Origin of the sequence: Povalibacter sp., from assembly GCF_036520495.1 — a bacterium.
Classification (GTDB): domain Bacteria; phylum Pseudomonadota; class Gammaproteobacteria; order Steroidobacterales; family Steroidobacteraceae; genus Steroidobacter.
In genome coordinates this window covers 241,315-257,907 of record NZ_DATDJO010000018.1, presented here as the reverse complement: position 1 = coordinate 257,907, position 16,593 = coordinate 241,315, and the positions used below count along the sequence as shown (strand labels likewise).

The 16,593-nt window shown below is 63.3% G+C and carries 14 protein-coding genes; 12 read left to right on the top strand and 2 right to left on the bottom strand.

Annotation, left to right across the window (positions count from 1 at the left end):
• Positions 1-79 precede the first annotated feature (79 nt).
• The 3 genes from VIZ63_RS06425 (at position 80) to VIZ63_RS06415 (ending at position 4,496) form a co-directional block, all read left to right on the top strand.
• Complete coding sequence (locus VIZ63_RS06425) at positions 80-595, top strand: hypothetical protein (RefSeq protein ID WP_331608704.1); 516 nt, start codon at positions 80-82, stop codon at positions 593-595.
• 338 nt (positions 596-933) lie between these two features.
• Positions 934-3,345, top strand: coding sequence for a TonB-dependent receptor (locus VIZ63_RS06420; RefSeq protein WP_331608703.1), 2,412 nt, complete (start codon positions 934-936; stop codon positions 3,343-3,345).
• A gap of 131 nt (positions 3,346-3,476) precedes the next feature.
• Positions 3,477-4,496 (top strand): sulfate ABC transporter substrate-binding protein, encoded by a 1,020-nt coding sequence (locus VIZ63_RS06415; protein WP_331608702.1) that lies wholly within the window; start codon positions 3,477-3,479, stop codon positions 4,494-4,496.
• Positions 4,497-4,618: 122 nt separating this feature from the next.
• Here the strand turns inward: VIZ63_RS06415 and cysB are convergent, their stop codons facing one another.
• On the bottom strand, positions 4,619-5,593 hold the full coding sequence (gene cysB, locus VIZ63_RS06410) for an HTH-type transcriptional regulator CysB (protein WP_331608701.1): 975 nt from the start codon (positions 5,591-5,593) through the stop codon (positions 4,619-4,621).
• Positions 5,594-5,661: 68 nt separating this feature from the next.
• Between cysB and VIZ63_RS06405 the strand changes: the two genes are divergently transcribed.
• The 8 genes from VIZ63_RS06405 (at position 5,662) to trpA (ending at position 12,983) form a co-directional block, all read left to right on the top strand.
• Entirely contained in the window at positions 5,662-6,024 is a 363-nt protein-coding gene (locus tag VIZ63_RS06405; protein WP_331608700.1) for a DUF4870 domain-containing protein, read from the top strand.
• 382 nt (positions 6,025-6,406) lie between these two features.
• Positions 6,407-7,792, top strand: a complete 1,386-nt coding sequence (locus VIZ63_RS06400) for an anthranilate synthase component I family protein (protein ID WP_331608699.1) — start codon at positions 6,407-6,409, stop codon at positions 7,790-7,792.
• Between the two features lie 8 nt (positions 7,793-7,800).
• Positions 7,801-8,403 (top strand): aminodeoxychorismate/anthranilate synthase component II, encoded by a 603-nt coding sequence (locus VIZ63_RS06395; RefSeq protein ID WP_331608698.1) that lies wholly within the window; start codon positions 7,801-7,803, stop codon positions 8,401-8,403.
• Positions 8,400-9,425: an anthranilate phosphoribosyltransferase gene (gene trpD, locus VIZ63_RS06390; protein WP_331608697.1), complete on the top strand. Its 1,026-nt coding sequence runs from the start codon at positions 8,400-8,402 to the stop codon at positions 9,423-9,425. The genes VIZ63_RS06395 and trpD overlap by 4 nt, the downstream gene beginning before the upstream one ends.
• Positions 9,358-10,332 (top strand): indole-3-glycerol phosphate synthase TrpC, encoded by a 975-nt coding sequence (locus VIZ63_RS06385; RefSeq protein WP_331608696.1) that lies wholly within the window; start codon positions 9,358-9,360, stop codon positions 10,330-10,332. The genes trpD and VIZ63_RS06385 overlap by 68 nt, the downstream gene beginning before the upstream one ends.
• Before the next feature lie 37 nt (positions 10,333-10,369).
• Positions 10,370-10,972: a phosphoribosylanthranilate isomerase gene (locus tag VIZ63_RS06380; protein WP_331608695.1), complete on the top strand. Its 603-nt coding sequence runs from the start codon at positions 10,370-10,372 to the stop codon at positions 10,970-10,972.
• A gap of 47 nt (positions 10,973-11,019) precedes the next feature.
• Entirely contained in the window at positions 11,020-12,213 is a 1,194-nt protein-coding gene (gene trpB, locus VIZ63_RS06375) for a tryptophan synthase subunit beta (protein ID WP_331608786.1), read from the top strand.
• Complete coding sequence (gene trpA / locus VIZ63_RS06370) at positions 12,213-12,983, top strand: tryptophan synthase subunit alpha (protein ID WP_331608694.1); 771 nt, start codon at positions 12,213-12,215, stop codon at positions 12,981-12,983. The genes trpB and trpA overlap by 1 nt, the downstream gene beginning before the upstream one ends.
• Positions 12,984-13,616: 633 nt before the next feature.
• Here trpA and VIZ63_RS06365 read toward each other — a convergent pair.
• Positions 13,617-15,752 carry a putative bifunctional diguanylate cyclase/phosphodiesterase gene (locus tag VIZ63_RS06365; RefSeq protein ID WP_331608693.1) on the bottom strand — a complete coding sequence of 712 codons (2,136 nt, stop codon included), beginning with the start codon at positions 15,750-15,752 and terminating at the stop codon, positions 13,617-13,619.
• 265 nt (positions 15,753-16,017) lie between these two features.
• Here VIZ63_RS06365 and VIZ63_RS06360 point away from each other — a divergent pair, with 265 nt between their 5' ends.
• Positions 16,018-16,578 carry a TIGR00730 family Rossman fold protein gene (locus tag VIZ63_RS06360; RefSeq protein ID WP_331608692.1) on the top strand — a complete coding sequence of 187 codons (561 nt, stop codon included), beginning with the start codon at positions 16,018-16,020 and terminating at the stop codon, positions 16,576-16,578.
• Positions 16,579-16,593: the final 15 nt, after the last annotated feature.

The following is a 16,593-nucleotide window of genomic DNA, read 5'->3' as shown; positions in this document are numbered from 1 at the left end:
TCTGAGTACGGCTCACGCAATTGCAATGCCCTTTGCGCGGGAACAGAATCCAGCGAGTTCGACGGGGGAATTTCTTCAGATGAATAAACCAAAGGATCCGAACTCAACCGGATCCGATCAGACGCAGACTGAGCCGACAGCCGTTGGCGAAAAAGGCGGCGACAAACGCTCCGGTCGCGTCGCCTATGACTCCCGCGGCAATCCGATCTGGGAATGGCAGCTCGAGACGGGCGTGTACACGCGCGATATGACGACTCAGCGACTGCGCAAACTGGACCTGGGCGAACTCTCCCTCGCCGAGACCGCGAAACACCCGCAGCTCGATCCGAAGCAAGCCGAAGAGGCGCAGCGGCCCGCGCTGCCAGGCGGCGGCTTCAATCCTTACGACAATTCAACCGCGCCCGGAAGTGGGGGCAAGAGCGGCGGCTTCAATCCGTACGACAACGCCCGCGCGGTCGGCAGCAAGATCCGTCCTCCGGCCGGTCCAACGACGGCGCCCACGCCCCCAGCGCCACGCAAGCCGGTCGATCTCAGGAAGCTGGGCGAGTGGATGAAGATCAAGAAGCGGACGGAAGAGAACAAGGACGATGAGTGAGAGGCTGGCGGGCGGGCCAACTGGCTAACTGGCTCACTGGCTAACCGGCCAACCGGCCAACTGGTCAGGCCAGGAGTAGCCGGTCGAAGATAGAGATCTTCTTCTGGCCAGTCGGCCAGTGAGCCAGTTAGCCGGTTAGCCCGTGAGCTGGTTAGCCCGTTAGCCAGAGCGCCTCTCAAATTTCGCTCCCGGTCCTCATCTTCTACCGAACCGCATTTTGCGATAACCGGTTTGTTACCCCATCGCGACTGAACCCTCACTGCGTTCTGCGTAGGATTTCACCCGTGCGGACGCATCCTGGCGTCGCAATAACCGTGAAGATCCAAGGGACAATCAATATGCGTTCGCGAGAAATGTGGGGTGGTGTAGCCACGGCTGTTACGGTCGCACTGAGCACGGCGCTGTGCACCCCAGCCTTCGCAGACGCGGCTGCCGACGGTGCGAACTCTCCTCAGTCCGTTACATTGGAAAGCATCACGGTGACCGCGCGTCGCCGCGAAGAACAGGTACAGGACGTGCCGCTGGCGATCGCGGTCGTGAACGCGGCCACGCTCGAAAACACCGGCACGTTCAATGTCGGCAAGCTGCAGCAGCTGCAGCCGTCGATCCAGTTCTATTCGAGCAACCCGCGCAACTCCGCCACCACGATTCGCGGTCTCGGTGCGCCATTCGGTCTCACCAATGACGGCATCGAGCAGGGTGTCGGCATCTATATCGATCAGGTGTACTACGCACGCAGCGCCACGGCGACGTTCGACTTCCTGGATGTCGATCAGATCGAAGTCCTGCGCGGACCGCAGGGCACGCTCTACGGCAAGAACACGACGGCCGGCGCCATCAACGTGACCTCGCGCAAGCCGAGCTTCACGCCGGAAGCCCGCGCCGAAGTGACGTACGGCAACCTCGGTCTCGTACAGGGCAAGGCCTCGGTCTCCGGTCCGCTGGTCGACGACAAGCTCGCGTTCCGCATCGGTACGTCCTATACCAACCGCGACGGCACGATCTACAACGTGACGACGGGCAAGCACATCAACGAACAGGACAACCTGGGCTTCAAGGGTCAGCTGCTCTGGCGGGCGACCGACGATCTCAACATCACGTTCTCGGCCGACTACACCCATTCGGATCCGCTGGGTTTCGGCACGCTCTATGTGCGCGAAGGCTCGACACAGCGTCCGCTCGCCCGTCAATACGCTGCACTCGCCGCCGCCTCCGGAAATTACGCTCCACCGAGCCGTGATCCATTCGACCGCCTCACCGATGTCGATGCGGAATTGTCGGCCGAGCAGCGCTTCGGCGGCGGCTCCGTGCTGGTGGAATGGGATGTGGGCCCGGGCCGGCTGACGTCCGTGTCGGCCTATCGCAAGTGGGATTGGGGTCCGAAGAACGATCGCGACTTCATCGGTCTGCCGATCACGACGGTTTCGGAGAATCCTTCCGAGCAGCGGCAGTGGTCGCAGGAACTCAGGTACGCCGCGTCGGGCGACAAGATCGACTACGTCGTCGGCGTGTATGGCTTCTATCAGACGGTCGATACGGCGGGCGTGCAGGTGCAAGGACCCTACGCGAGCCGTTGGCTGCTGAGCGGTGCCAACGCCAACAACCCCGCCATTCTCGACGGCCTGCGCGCCGACAACGAGATCGGCCTCAAGAACACCAGCGCTGCGGCCTTCGGCCAGCTCACCTGGCACGTCACCGACGATCTGCGGGTGCAGCCCGGTCTGCGCTTCAACTACGACAAGAAGGAAGGCAAGTACATCGCGAGAGTGACGAATTCCACCAATACGCCGCTGACGGCCGCGCAGCTCGGTGTGCTGGCTCCGCAGAACTACACGCCGGAGTTCGACGACACCAACGTGTCCGGCGATTTCACGGTCGGCTACGACCTGGCGGACAACATCCTTGCGTACGGCACGTATGCGCGCACGTTCAAGTCCGGCGGCATCAACCTGTCGGGCCTGCCCCTCGATGCGAACAACCAGCCGATCACCGCCGTCGAGACCGTGAAGCCGGAATCCGTGAGTCACTACGAGCTGGGTCTCAAGACGCAATGGCTCGGCAACAAGCTCACCGCCAACGTCGCCGCGTTCTGGACCCAGATCGACGACTACCAGGCGACGGTGACCAACAGTCAGGCCAATGTGATCCGCGGCTATCTCGCCAATGCGCAGCAGGTTCGCGTGCGCGGCGTCGAACTCGATCTGTCGACGACGCCTGTCGCCGGATTGACCTTGTATGCGAACGGCGCCTACAACGATCATGAATACACGAGCTTCCCCGATGCTCCATGCCCGCCGGAGCTCGCGGGCGGAACCGCGGCGTCGGTCGCCAATCCGCCGAGCGCACCGGGTACGCCAGGCGGCTTCAGCCCGCCGTCCTGCGATATCTCCGGCCAGTGGCTGCCGGGTATCTCGAAGATCTCGGCCTCGTACGGTGTGCAATACGAACTGCCGCTCCCGGCGCTGGGCAGCAATGGCAGCGCTTTCTTCGCGTTCGACGGACTGTATCGTTCGAAGTTCTCGTCGAATCCGTCGCGCTCGATCTACACCGACATCGATGGTTATTCACTCGCGAACCTGCGTGCAGGCGTGAATGTCGGCCAGGGGTGGCAGATCTACGGCTGGGTCCGCAATGCATTCAATGAGGAGTACTTCGATTACCTGTCGACGCAATCGGGCAGCACCGGTCTCGTGATCGGCCAGCCCGGCGATCCGCGTACTTACGGACTGACCGTGCGAGCGTCGTTCTGATCACGATCGCCAGCCGGGTAAACAAAAGGGGCTGCCGCGGCGCAGCCCCTTTTCCATTTGTGTCATACGCTGATCACACAGCTCCTGCAGGCTGAAGCAGCGCGTCCTGCGCCAACATTCCCGAGTCCACCATGAGCTCATGCACACTTACCCGGCGAGCCCTTCTTGCCAGCCTCGCGCTCGCAGCCACGATGATGGCGGGCACCGCCGCCCAGGCTGCGACGACGACGCTTCTGAACGTGTCCTACGATCCGACCCGCGAGCTGTACGAGGACTACAACAAGGAATTTGCGCGGTACTGGAAGGCCAAAACCGGCGACGACATTGCCATCAGGCAATCGCACGGCGGTTCGGGCAAGCAGGCCCGCACTGTGATCGACGGACTGCCCGCCGATGTGGTGACGCTCGCGCTCGCAGGCGATATCGATGCGATGGTGACCAACGGCAAGCTGCTGCCGGTGAACTGGCAATCGCGTCTGCCTCACAACAGCTCGCCGTACACGTCGACCATCGTGTTCCTGGTCCGCAAGGGCAACCCCAAGGGCATCAAGGACTGGGGTGATCTGGCGAAGCCCGGTATCGCGGTCATCACGCCGAACCCGAAAACCTCGGGTGGCGCGCGCTGGAACTACCTCGCTGCCTGGGCATGGGCACTGCAACAGCCGGGTGGCAGCGAAGCGAGCGCGAAGGACTACGTGCGCAAGCTCTACAGGAACGTACCGGTGCTCGACACGGGCGCACGCGGCGCGACCACGACGTTCGTCCAGCGCGGACTCGGCGATGTGCTGCTGGCCTGGGAGAACGAAGCCTACCTGTCGATCAAGGAACTCGGTGCCGACAAGGTCGAGATCGTCATGCCGTCACTGAGTATCCTCGCGGAACCGCCGGTGGCCGTGGTCGACAAGGTGGTGCTCCGACGCGGCACGCGCGATGCGGCAACCGAATATCTGCAGCATCTGTACAGCCCCGCCGCGCAGGAGATCATCGCGAAGAATTTCTATCGCCCGATCGATCCGCAGGTCGCCGCGAAATACGCCAGCCAGTTCCCGGCATTGAAGCTGGTGACGATTGCCGACTTCGGTGGTTGGGGCAAAACCCAGAAGACCCACTTCGCGGATGGCGGAATGTTCGATCAGATCTATGCGCCGTGAGGGAAGCTTCGCCGGCGAACTGGCCGACTGGCTAACCGGCCAACTGGCAAGCAACCTGCTGCGGCTCTTCTCCTACTCTGGCCAGCCGACCAGTTGGCCAGTCGGCCAGTTTGCCTCCTGCCTCATCTCATAGGCACTTTGACATCCGCAAACAGCGCCGCCACGTCCTGCTGCGTATCCGCGGCCATGGCGCGATCGACCAGGCGGCGATTCAAGTGCGGGGCGAACAGCTGCAGGAAGTCGTACATGTACCGGCGCAGCAGGCCGCCGCGTGAGAAGCCGATCCATGTGGTCTGCATGGGAAACAGATGCGAGGCATCGATCGCGACCAGGTCGCGATCCTCGCGCGCATCGACGGCGACGTCTGCCACGATGCCGACACCGAGTCCGAGCCGGACATAGGTTTTGATCACGTCGGCATCGCGAGCGGTCAGCGCGACGTTGAGCGTCAATCCCGCCTTGCTGAACAGCTGTTGCAGCGACGAAGGACCGGTGAAGCTGAAGACATACGTCACGATCGGATAGGCCGCGACCTGCTTCAGCGTAGGCTTCTTGACCGAGGCGAGCGGATGATCGAGCGGCACGACGATGTGCCGGTACCAGTGGTAAGCCGGTAGCAGCACCAGGTTGCTGAACAGCTGTTCGGAACCGGTGGCAATGGCGAAGTCGACGCGATCGAGCGCTGCCATGTCGGCAATCTGTTCCGACGTGCCCTGATGCAGATTCAGTTTCACGTTGGGAAAACGCGAACGGAACTGCTGGATCACCGCCGGCAGTACGTAACGGGCCTGTGTGTGTGTCGTGCCGATCGCCAGCGTGCCGCGGTCTTCGTCCTTGTGCTCGTCGGAAATGCCCTTGATGTTCTGCACTTCGCGCAGCACGCGTACCGCACGATCCACGACATGCTGGCCGGCGGGCGTGACTTTCGTCAGCGTGCGGCCGCTGCGTACGAAAATGCGAAATCCCAGTTCATCCTCCAGCAGCTTGATCTGCTTGCTCACGGCCGGTTGCGAGGTGTGCAGTTTCTCTGCGGCAGCGGTGATGTTGAGTCCGTTCTGGACGACGGCCGCGAGATAGCGCAGTTGCTGGAGTTTCATGGGGGACCGGCGTTTTGTTTGAGGTATTCTGGCACACGTTGCCGCGGCGGCCAGTACGGAGAGACGCTATGAACCAGGCACCCGCTTCCTTGCCGAGCGCACAGGAACGCAACTGGGCGGTAGGCGCACATCTCAGTGCACTGCTGGGTCTGGTCACTGGCATCGGCTGCATACTCGGGCCATTGATCGTCTGGCTGGTCAAGAAAGACGAAATGCCCTTCGTGAACGATCAGGGCAAGGAAGCGCTCAACTTCCAGATCACGGTGTTCCTCGCCGCCATCGTCTGCATGATCCTGATGCTGGTGGCCATCGGCTTCCTGCTGCTGCTCGTGCTGGGTCTCGCCGACCTGGTGTTCATCATCATCGCGGCCGTGAAGGCGAGCGAAGGCGTGGCGTACCGGTATCCGCTGAATCTGAGGCTGATAAAGTGACGCAAGTGTCGAGGGTCAGGAGGCAGGCGAAGGTCAGAAGTCCGGGAGCCTGGAATCCGCGTCACTTGCATGACTTTCGTCACTCCCGTCACCTTCCCTCTTCCCTTGACTCCTTCGCGGGCCCCCGGTAATACTCCCGGCCAATGTATACGCGCACTCGTGCTCATGGTTGGTGGTGGCGGCTCTCCTAGGAGAGGGCTGCTGGATCGCGCTGCGCTTAACAAAAGACTGCTGAAGAACCCGCAAACCCATCTCCGAGCGAATAGCCGGGATGGGTTTTTTGTTGCCTGGAGGAAAGTGATGTTGTGATGGATGGATAAGGCATAGGAGCAATGCAGTTGCTGTCATCGCCTGATCACGGAATCACCGCTCACCTGAAGTTATGAAACCCCCGTTCGACATCGCCGCCGACCTCGACACCCCGGTGTCGGCCTACATGAAGCTCAAGCCGTTCCGTCCGCGCTTCCTGCTGGAGAGCGTCGAGGGCGGCGAGCGCCTGGCGCGCTACTCGTTCATCGGCTTCGGCGACTGCCTCGAGGTGCGCCTCGACGAGCGCGGCCTGACGGTGGATGGCAAGACGACGGCGACGCCGCGCAATCAGCAGGAACTGCTCGAGGCGTTGCGTGCGGCACTGGCCAAAGCGCCGCAGCCGCAGCCGCAGATCCCAGGTGTCCCGCTGCCGGGGGGCCTGGTCGGTGCGGCGGGCTACGATCTGGTGCGTTACTTCGAGAAGCTGCCCAGCCGCGCCCGCACGATCGAATCGACGCCGGATGCGCACTATCTGGCCCCGCAATCGATGCTGGTCTTTGACCATCTGACCCGCGGCGTCGCGCTGCTGCACGCAGGAACGGAAAGCGAGCGCCTCGCGCTGCGCAAGGAAGTCATCCGGGCGCTGCGTGGCCCGGTGCCGGCCTCCGACAAACGCATCAGCTATTCGCCGGCCATCGGCAGCCTCAGCGAAGCGGAGTTTCTGCAGAACGTCGCACGCACGAAGGAATACATCGCCGCTGGTGATGTGTACCAGCTCGTCCTGTCGGTGCGTTTCGCCGGGCAGTGCAGTCTCGAGCCGTTCGAAGCGTACCGGGCATTGCGGCTGCTGAATCCCTCTCCTTATATGTATTACTGCGAACTCGGTGACTGCGTCATCGTCGGTTCGTCGCCCGAGGCTCTGGTGAAACTGTCGAGCGGCGTCGCACAGATGCGGCCGATCGCCGGCACGCGACCGCGCGGTCAGGACGCGGTGCAGGACGAGGCGCTGCAGCAGGAACTGCTGGCGGATCCAAAGGAAAACGCCGAGCACGTCATGCTGGTCGATCTCGCCCGCAACGATCTCGGTCGCGTGGCGCAGGCAGGCAGCGTGCACGTGAAGCCGTATCGACACATCGAACGCTACAGTCACGTGATGCACATCGTCAGCGGCGTCAATGGTCAGCTGGCGCCGGGCAAGGATGCATTCGATCTGTTTGCTGCGGCTTTTCCTGCCGGCACGCTGGTGGGTGCGCCGAAAGTCCGTGCGATGGAAATCATCGATGAACTCGAACCCGTGCGCCGGGGCTTCTATGGCGGCACCGTCGGTTACTTCGGAGCCGGCGGCGACATGGACCAGGCCATCACCATTCGCACGGTGGTGTTTCGCGGCGATACCTACAGCTATCAGGCCGGTGCCGGCATCGTCGCCGACAGCGTGCCGCAGATGGAATATCAGGAAGTGCTGGCGAAAAGCGCCATCGTGCGCGGCGCACTGGCGATGGCGGAGGAAGGATTGTGAGCACTGCCATGAACAAGCCGCGCCTGCTGCTCGTCGACAACTACGATTCCTTCACCTACAACCTGGTGCAGGCGTTCATGGTGCTCGGCGCGGACGTGCTCGTGCATCGCAACGATCAGATCACGATCGAAGCAGCCCGTGCACTCGAGCCCTCGCACCTGTGCATTTCGCCAGGGCCTGGCACGCCGCACGAGGCGGGCGTGTCGATGAAGATGATCGAGGCCTTCGCCGGTGACGTGCCGATCTTCGGCGTCTGCCTCGGACATCAGTCGCTGGTCGAAGTCTTCGGCGGCAAGGTCGTGCGCGCCGGCCGACTGATGCACGGCAAGACGTCGCTGGTCCATCACGATGGACATGCGTTGTTCGCCGACATGCCGGAGCCGTTCGAAGCGGGTCGCTACCATTCGTTGATTGCGCAACCGCAGTCCATGCCGGACATACTGGAAGTGACGGCCCGCACGGAGGAAGGCGAGATCATGGGCGTTCGTCACCGCACTCTCGCGATCGAAGGCGTGCAGTTCCATCCGGAAAGCGTGCTCACGCCGCAGGGCCCGCTGCTGATGGGCAACTTCCTCAAGCTGACCTCCGGCAAGCGCGAGCAGCAGTCATGACCACGTTACGCGACACACTGGAACAGTTGCTCGATCGCCGTCACCTGAGCGAAAGCGAAGCATCGCAGTTGCTCGTGGCGCTGACCGATCCCGATACGCCTGCGGCGATGGCGGGTGCATTGCTCACCGCACTGCGCATGAAGGGAGTGACGGCTGATGAACTGCGCGGCTTCGCGACGACGATGCGCGGACTCGCACGTCGGCCGGTACTGCCCGAAGGATCGCCGCTGGTCGACATGGTCGGTACCGGAGGTGATGGCTCCGGCAGTTTCAATCTGTCGACCGGGGCCGCGCTTCTGGTAGCAGCCATGGGCATTCGCGTCGCCAAGCACGGCACGAGTTCCATCTCGAGTCGCAGCGGCAGCGCCGATGTGATCCGTGCGCTGGGACTGGCGTTGCCGCTCGATGAAGTCGCCTCGGGCGAGTGCCTGGCCGCGACCGGATTCACGTTCTTCTTCGCGCCGCACTTTCATCCCGCAATGAAAACCATCATGCCGATCCGGCAGGCGTTGGGCGTGCGTACGGTCTTCAACGTGCTCGGGCCATTGTTGAATCCGGCGGCGCCGCCGTATCACCTGATCGGCGCCTATCACATCGATGCCGCCGCCCTGATGGCGGACGCCTTGAGCGGCATGCCGATCGAACGCACGTTCGTCGTGCACGGTGATTCCGGCTGGGACGAGGCGACCCCCGTGGGTCCGTTCGAGCTGTTCGACGTGCGTCCCGGACAAGTCACGCGCCAGCAGCGCAGCGCCGAAGAGTTTGGCTTGCCTCGCTGCAGCGCAGAAGATCTCAAGGGCGGCGACGCAACGCACAACGCGCAGCACCTGCGCGCTGTCCTGGAAGGCCGGGATCGCGGGCCGCACCGTGCCGCCATCGTGTTGCAAGCCGCACTTGTTCTGGAGTTGCTCGGCAAGGCACAGTCGCCTCGCGAGGCGGCGCGCATGGCCGGCGATGCAATCGACAGCGGTGCTGGCCGCATCGTCCTGGAAAAAATCACCGCCTTCGGTCAACGCCGATGAATGCCATCCCTTCCTGCTCACGCGTGACATACCCATGACCGGTCTGCTGACAGAAATGACGCAAACGAGCCTCGCGCGGCTCGAACAGGCGCGTGCGAAGGAATCCGAACAGGCGCTGTGGTCGCGCGTGTCGGATCTGCCGCCGCCGCCCCGACTGAAGCTGTGCCCTGAAAGCTTCGACATCATCGCCGAATGCAAACTGCACTCGCCGTCGGCGGGTGACTTGTCGGGGCACACGACCGGCGTCGAAGCGCGCGTGCACAGCTACGCACAAGGCGGCGCTTGCGCTGTGTCGGTGCTGACGGAACCTTCGCGCTTCGGCGGCAAGCTCGAACATCTGGCGCAGGCCGCGGCGATTCTCGAGCCGCACAAGATCCCGGCGATGCGCAAGGATTTCCTCGTGGATCCCTACCAGGTGATGGAGGCGCGCGCCGCGGGCGCCGGTGGCGTGCTCGTCATCGTGCGCATGCTCGATCGCAGCCGCATCACGGAACTGCTCGACTGCGCCGCGATGCTCAAGATGTTCGTGCTGCTCGAAGCATTCGATGCCATGGATCTCCAGACCGCGCATGACGTGCTGGCGCTGCGCAAGGCACATGACGAGCGCATTCTCGTCGGCCTCAATTGCCGCGACCTGGAGAAACTCACGGTCGAACTCGGCCGGCTGGCGGAGCTCATCGATCAGATGCCGCCAGGCTACGCGCATGTCGCGGAGAGCGGCGTCGGTTCGCTCGGCGATGTCCGATCGGTGGTCGATATCGGCTACCAGGTCGCGCTGGTCGGCACCACGCTGATGAATTCGGACAATCCGCAAAAAATGCTGAGCAGCATGCTGGCTGCGGGTCGCGAGCGCGCCATGGCCACACGAGCCCGGCAGATTCGTATCGCCACCGGGAACGACGAATGAGCAGGTCCGCCCCGCGAACGCTTGTCTGTTCGCGCGCATGAGCCTGTGGATCAAGATCTGCGGGCTCACTTCCCGGGACAGCATTGAAGCGGCGATCGCAGCCGGTGCCGACGCCATCGGCTTCGTATTTGCGCCATCGAAACGACAGGTGACGGCCCAGCGCGCGGCGGAGTTGATCGACGGGTTGTCGATCCGCATTCCGCGAGTCGCCGTCATGCAGCATCCGGTGCAGTCGCTGGTCGATGAAGTGTGGCGGGTCTTTCGCCCGGACATCCTGCAGACCGACGCCGAGGATCTGCGTGGGCTGATCGTTCCTGATGGACTGCAGGTGGTACCCGTGGTACGTGCCGGCCGGTCGTTCCCCGAGCCGCTGCCGACACGAATGCTGTTCGAAGGCCCGGTGAGCGGCGCCGGCATTGCGGCGGACTGGAACGCAGCCGCAGCACTCGCGATTCGTACCGAGTTGGTACTCGCCGGCGGACTGAACGCGGCGAACGTCGTGCAGGCCGTGAGTACGGTGCGCCCGTACGGCATCGATGTGAGTAGCGGCGTCGAGAGTGCGCCCGGCATCAAGGATGCGGGCAGGATCATGGAATTTGTGCGTGCGGCGCGAGCCGCGCAGAGCGGAGCAGGTCAATGAAAGCGGACGTGAAGTCGATCGATGTGCAGGCGGTGCTGGCTGCCGTGATGAAGGATGCGTACCCCGACGCCGCCGGGCGGTTCGGTCCATTTGGTGGACGCTTCGTCCCCGAGACGCTGGTGCCGGCGCTGGATCGTTTGCAGGTGGGCGTCGATCGCTACCTGCGCGACGGCGATTTCCTCGCCGAATTCCATGCGGAGCTCAAGACCTGGGTCGGTCGCCCGACACCACTCACGCATGCACGTGGCCTGTCGCAACGCTGGGGCGCTGATGTGTGGCTGAAGCGGGAGGATCTCGCCCACACCGGCGCGCACAAGATCAACAACTCCATCGGCCAGGTGCTGCTCGCGAAAAAGCTCGGCGCGAAGCGGGTGATCGCGGAAACCGGTGCGGGCCAGCACGGCGTGGCATCGGCTGCAGCCTGCGCGCGGCTCGGTATGCCGTGCACGGTTTACATGGGCGCCGTGGACATGGAGCGGCAGGCACCGAATGTCGGGCGCATGAAGTTGCTTGGCGCGACGGTCGTGCCGGTCACCAGCGGCGACAAGACGCTGCGTGCGGCAGTCGATGAAGCCCTGCGCGACTGGGTCTCCGATCCGAACGGCACGTACTACTGCCTCGGCTCGGCCATCGGTCCGCATCCGTATCCGTACATCGTGCGTGAACTGCAATCGGTGATCGGACGCGAGGCGCGCGAGCAGATCGTGTCGGCGACCGGCAAGTTGCCGGACATCGCCGTGGCCTGTGTCGGCGGTGGATCGAACGCGATCGGCCTGTTCCATCCCTTCGTCAAGGATCGCAGCGTCGAGCTGCTGGGTCTGGAAGCCGGTGGACTCGGTAGCGGGCTGGGTCAGAACGCGGCCTCGATTTCCCACGGCACGCCCGGTGTATTGCAGGGCACGTATTCGCTGCTGCTCCAGGACGAGAACGGCCAGATCCAGGACACGCATTCCGTGTCGGCGGGTCTCGATTATCCCGGTGTCGGACCAGAGCATGCGTTGCTCGCCACGATCGGTCGCGTGAAGTACGAAGCCGTCAACGATGACGACGCGCTCGATGCGCTGGCGGAGTGCTGTGCGGCCGAAGGCATTCTGCCGGCAATCGAATCCTCGCATGCACTGGCGGGCGCCCGTCGTTATGCGAAAGAAAATCCGGGCAAGCGGATTCTGATATGCCTCTCCGGCCGGGGTGACAAAGACATGCCGACGTTGCAGAAGACATTGCTGAAGGGATTGATCTGATGAGCACGGGCAGCACGATCAGCGACGCGATTCGCGCCGCGAAGGCCAAAGGCAATCCCGCCATCATTGCCTACATCACCGCCGGGTTCCCGCAGCGCGAAGGATTCGCCGAACTCCTCCACCAGGTGGCCGATGCCGCCGACGTCGTCGAGCTCGGTGTGCCGTTCAGCGATCCGATGGCGGACGGCACGACGATTCAGCGCTCCAGCCGGGTGGCTCTGGATCAGGGGGTGTCGCTGAGATGGATTCTCACGTTCCTCACGCAGATGAACCCAAGACCGCGCGCGCCGTATCTTCTGATGAGCTATCTCAATCCGCTGCTGGCGTACGGCATCGACAAGCTGCCGCAGGCCGCAGCCGAAGCAGGCATCAGCGGCTTCATCGTGCCGGATCTTCCTTACGAGGAATGCGCTGAACTGCGCAGCGCGCTCGAGGCGCACGGCATTGCGCTGGTGCAGTTCGTGACACCGGTGACGCCGATCGAGCGTGTACGTTTGCTCGCCGGCAACACGAGTGGCTTTCTCTACGGCGTCACCATGACTGGAACCACCGGCAAGAACGTTGCTGTGCCGCAGGACGTGCTCGACTATTTTTCGAATGTGCAGAAAATTTCCGCGGCTCCCGTGTGCGCGGGCTTCGGCATTCGCAGCCGCGAGCAGGTGGCGAAGATGGCGCCCCACGTCGACGGCGTAATCGTGGGGTCGGCGTTGGTCGAAGTCATCGAGCGCGGTGAAGATCCCGGCGCTTTCCTGCGAAGCCTGCGCGCCTGATCGTACTTTTTTGGATGACGTCGCCATGCGGCGTCGTCTGTTGATCCGATGGTCGCAACGCTACTCTTGCGCCATTCTCGCTGAGTCTCTCCTTGGCGGGTTCATCAGCTGCGCGCGTCGCCGCGCAGCCGGCCGCATCCCCGCAGCGAGTAGATCGATGGCGTCCAAGTCCCTGTGGCGACCCCTTCTTGCGTTGTTCAAACCACGCAAGCGGGCGGGTAAGCCAGGGCCGTCCATCCCGTCGAGTCCGTATCGCGCCGTCTCCATCATTCCCGGCAAAAACGCTTGTGCAGCCACGCGGGCTTTCAAAGGATTGCGGCTGCTGTCCAGCCAGGCGCCGCGCCTGCCGCTGCCCACGTGCGACGCGGCGCAGTGCGATTGTCGATTCCGGCATCATGAGGATCGCCGCGCAGGTCCGCGGCGTCGCGGTGAACTGGGGACGATACAACCGTACTGGAACGGCACGGAGCGTCGTCACCGGGGCGGCCGGCGGCACGACGATTTCTAGCAGAGGGGGAGAGAGGCGGCCGGAGCCAGGATTTCACACAGAGTTCACAGAGATTCGAGCAGAAAGCCGTTCTTAACTCTCTGTGTGAAATTCTTTTTTCTCCTCATGCCCGAGATTCCTCACCCTCAGCGGGCCGGCTCCGGCGTGAAGACAGCCAATCGGCTGTGTGTACGCAGCATGTCCGCTTCGGTGAGTTCGGGTCGATCCGCGCGCTGGCGCATGAGCATCGCAGCGAAATCATCCGCCACCACGGCCGGACTGCAGTGGAATCCCTGGTACTGATCGCAACCCAGCTGGCGCAGGAAGTCGAGCTGGTCCGCGCTCTCCACGCCTTCAGCGACCACGCGCAGACGCAGGCTGTGGGCCAGTGAAATGATGGCCTTGACGATCGACGCGTCGTCCGCGTTTTTCATCAGGTCGCGAATGAAACTGCGATCGATCTTCAGCTTGTCGAGCGGAAAGCGCCGCAGATAACTCAGGCTCGAATAGCCCGTGCCGAAATCGTCGATGGAAATGTGCGAACCCATCGCACTCAGGGCCGCGAGCGTTTCCGCAGATTTCTCCGGGTTGTGCATGACGGAGCTTTCCGTCAGTTCCAGTTCGATGAAGCTTGGTTCGATGTTGGCCTCCGCCAGTGCGGATTTCACGATCGACGTGAGGTCAGCCTGGCGGAACTGCTTCGGCGAGAGATTGACGGCGACGCGCACGGGCGGCATGCCAGCGTCGATCCAGCGGCGCACCTGACGGCAGGCTTCGCGCAGCACCCATTCGCCGAGCGGCATGATGAGCCCGGTTTCTTCTGCCACCGGGATGAATACCATTGGCGGGATCAGGCCGCGCGTGGGATGCCGCCAGCGGATCAGTGCTTCGCAGCTGCGCACACGATTGCTCGCGATGTCGACCTTCGGCTGGTAGTGCAGCTCCAGTTCGCCGTTGTGGATGGCGCGGCGCAATTCCGCTTCGAGCGCCAGACGATCGTCCGTGAACGAGCTCATCTCTGAGGCGTAAAAACGATAGCCGCCCCGTGCGGCGTCCTTCGTGTAGCGCATCGCGGCGTTCGCACGACGCAGCAACACTTCGAAACTTTCGCCATCGAGCGGAAAGGTGCTGATGCCGATGCTCACCGACGGTTGCACTTCGACGCCGTCGACGACGAGGTTCTGCCGCAGCGAGTCGAGTACCTTCTCCGCGACCGCTTCGGCGTCGCTCGCACTGCGCAGCTCCGTCACCAGGATCGTGAACTCGTCGCCGGCGAGGCGCGCCAGCGTGTCGTTGTGCCGCAGGACACCGCGCAGTCGGCTCGCCAGTTCCAGCAGCATTTCGTCGCCGGCATGGTGACCAAGCGAATCGTTGATGGACTTGAGGCGATCGACATCGAGCACCAGCAGGGCGAGCTGGGTGTTCTTTTTCCGGGCCTTGAGAATCGCGGCTTCGGCCGCGTCCACCAGCGCGACCCGGTTGGGAAGGCCCGTGAGCGCATCGGAGCGGCTCGAGTTCAGGCGCTGCGTCTGCAATTCATCGACTCGTTCGCTCTGCTGCTGCATCCAGATGTCGTACACCACGGTCAGCAGGGTGATGATCATGACGCCCATGGCCAGCAGGGCGAGCGCGATACCGAACCAGGCGTTGTCGAGGCGTGCACCGGGCAGACAGTACGATCCGGCGGCGAAGTTGGCGGCCGACATGCCGGTGTAGTGCATGCCCGCGATGGCAAGGCCCATCACGATGGCGGCGGCGCTGCGAGTCAGGGTGGCCTGTCTGGAGTTGCCGTGGCGCAGATGGAATACCAGCCACAGCGCCACGAACGACGCGGTGATCGCGATACCGACGGATCCGGCAAACCGCGCCGAATCGTAGGTGATGCCCGGCACCATCAGAATGCCGGCCATTCCCGTGTAGTGCATGGATGCAATGCCAGCGCCGAGCAGGATCGCGCTCAGCGACAGCCGGGCCAGGCTGAGCGAATCGCGGGCGGCAATGGTCAGGGCGAATGCGGAGACGGCGATCGCGATGCCGAGCGAGGCAGCGGTGATCGGAAGGTCGTAGGTGAGTGCGATGGGCAGGGAGAACGCCAGCATGCCGATGAAATGCATCGACCAGATACCGATCCCCATGACGGTCGCGCCACCGACGAGCCAGGCGATAGCCGAGCGACCTCGCGCTACGGCCACGCGCGAGGCCAGACTCAGCGCCGTGTAGGAAACGACGACGGCGACGGCTATCGAAAGACAGACCAGCCAGGGGGAGTAAGTGCCTTGCATATGTTCAATGGATCATTGGCGGAAAGCGCGCTGCATTCGATAGAAGTATCGGGCACGGGCGAATGCGCTTTAGCCCTGAAAGTTGTGCGCTGTTGCTGTGCCGCATACGCAGATAAGAAACTGCGCGGTGTCTCTCACTTGCGCGGACGCAGGCTGCTTTTGCGGCTGCGTGGTGCGGTATTTCCCCTCAATGTCCCTTTCCGGGTTGCCTTAGGGCGACACCGCTCACACGTTACATAACGACCATGACGCTAGAATGTCAGCCATGAAATCCGTCTGTGTGTTCTGTGGCTCGAGCCCTGGCAACCATCCTCGCTACCTCGAAGTGGCTCGCGATCTGGGCCGGTTGCTCGCCGAGCGACGCTGCACGTTGGTGTACGGCGGCGGTCGGGTGGGATTGATGGGCGCAGTCGCGGACGCAGTGCTGCAGGCAGGCGGGCGCGCCGTCGGCGTCATTCCGCAGCTGCTGCTGGACAAGGAGGTCGGACACACCGGACTGTCCGAGCTGCATGTCGTCCAGACCATGGCCCAGCGCAAGCAGTTGATGGGTGACCTGTCCGATGCCTTCCTGACTCTGCCGGGCGGCATCGGCACGATGGATGAGCTGTTCGAGGCCTGGACCTGGACGCAGCTCGACCTGCATCGCAAACCCTGCGGACTGCTCAATCAGGATGGCTACTACGACTCGCTGGTTGCGTTCATCGATCACTGTCAGTCGGAGGGTTTTCTGCGGCCGCGGCACGCAGCCGCACTGATCGTGGAAACGGATCTGTCGCGACTCTTCGACAGGCTGGGGGCTGCGGCCGGCCAGGCAGAAAATCAGTGAAAGCACGGCGGTAAT

Coding starts and splice junctions, on each gene's coding strand:
- trpA (WP_331608694.1), top strand. CDS start 12,213: ATGAGCACGGGCAGCACGATCAGCGACGCGATTCGCGCCGCGAAGGCC.
- trpB (WP_331608786.1), top strand. CDS start 11,020: ATGAAGGATGCGTACCCCGACGCCGCCGGGCGGTTCGGTCCATTTGGT.
- trpD (WP_331608697.1), top strand. CDS start 8,400: ATGACCACGTTACGCGACACACTGGAACAGTTGCTCGATCGCCGTCAC.
- VIZ63_RS06425 (WP_331608704.1), top strand. CDS start 80: ATGAATAAACCAAAGGATCCGAACTCAACCGGATCCGATCAGACGCAG.
- VIZ63_RS06360 (WP_331608692.1), top strand. CDS start 16,018: ATGAAATCCGTCTGTGTGTTCTGTGGCTCGAGCCCTGGCAACCATCCT.
- VIZ63_RS06415 (WP_331608702.1), top strand. CDS start 3,477: ATGAGCTCATGCACACTTACCCGGCGAGCCCTTCTTGCCAGCCTCGCG.
- VIZ63_RS06385 (WP_331608696.1), top strand. CDS start 9,358: ATGCAATCGACAGCGGTGCTGGCCGCATCGTCCTGGAAAAAATCACCG.
- VIZ63_RS06405 (WP_331608700.1), top strand. CDS start 5,662: ATGAACCAGGCACCCGCTTCCTTGCCGAGCGCACAGGAACGCAACTGG.
- cysB (WP_331608701.1), bottom strand. CDS start 5,593: ATGAAACTCCAGCAACTGCGCTATCTCGCGGCCGTCGTCCAGAACGGA.
- VIZ63_RS06365 (WP_331608693.1), bottom strand. CDS start 15,752: ATGCAAGGCACTTACTCCCCCTGGCTGGTCTGTCTTTCGATAGCCGTC.
- VIZ63_RS06400 (WP_331608699.1), top strand. CDS start 6,407: ATGAAACCCCCGTTCGACATCGCCGCCGACCTCGACACCCCGGTGTCG.
- VIZ63_RS06380 (WP_331608695.1), top strand. CDS start 10,370: ATGAGCCTGTGGATCAAGATCTGCGGGCTCACTTCCCGGGACAGCATT.
- VIZ63_RS06395 (WP_331608698.1), top strand. CDS start 7,801: ATGAACAAGCCGCGCCTGCTGCTCGTCGACAACTACGATTCCTTCACC.
- VIZ63_RS06420 (WP_331608703.1), top strand. CDS start 934: ATGCGTTCGCGAGAAATGTGGGGTGGTGTAGCCACGGCTGTTACGGTC.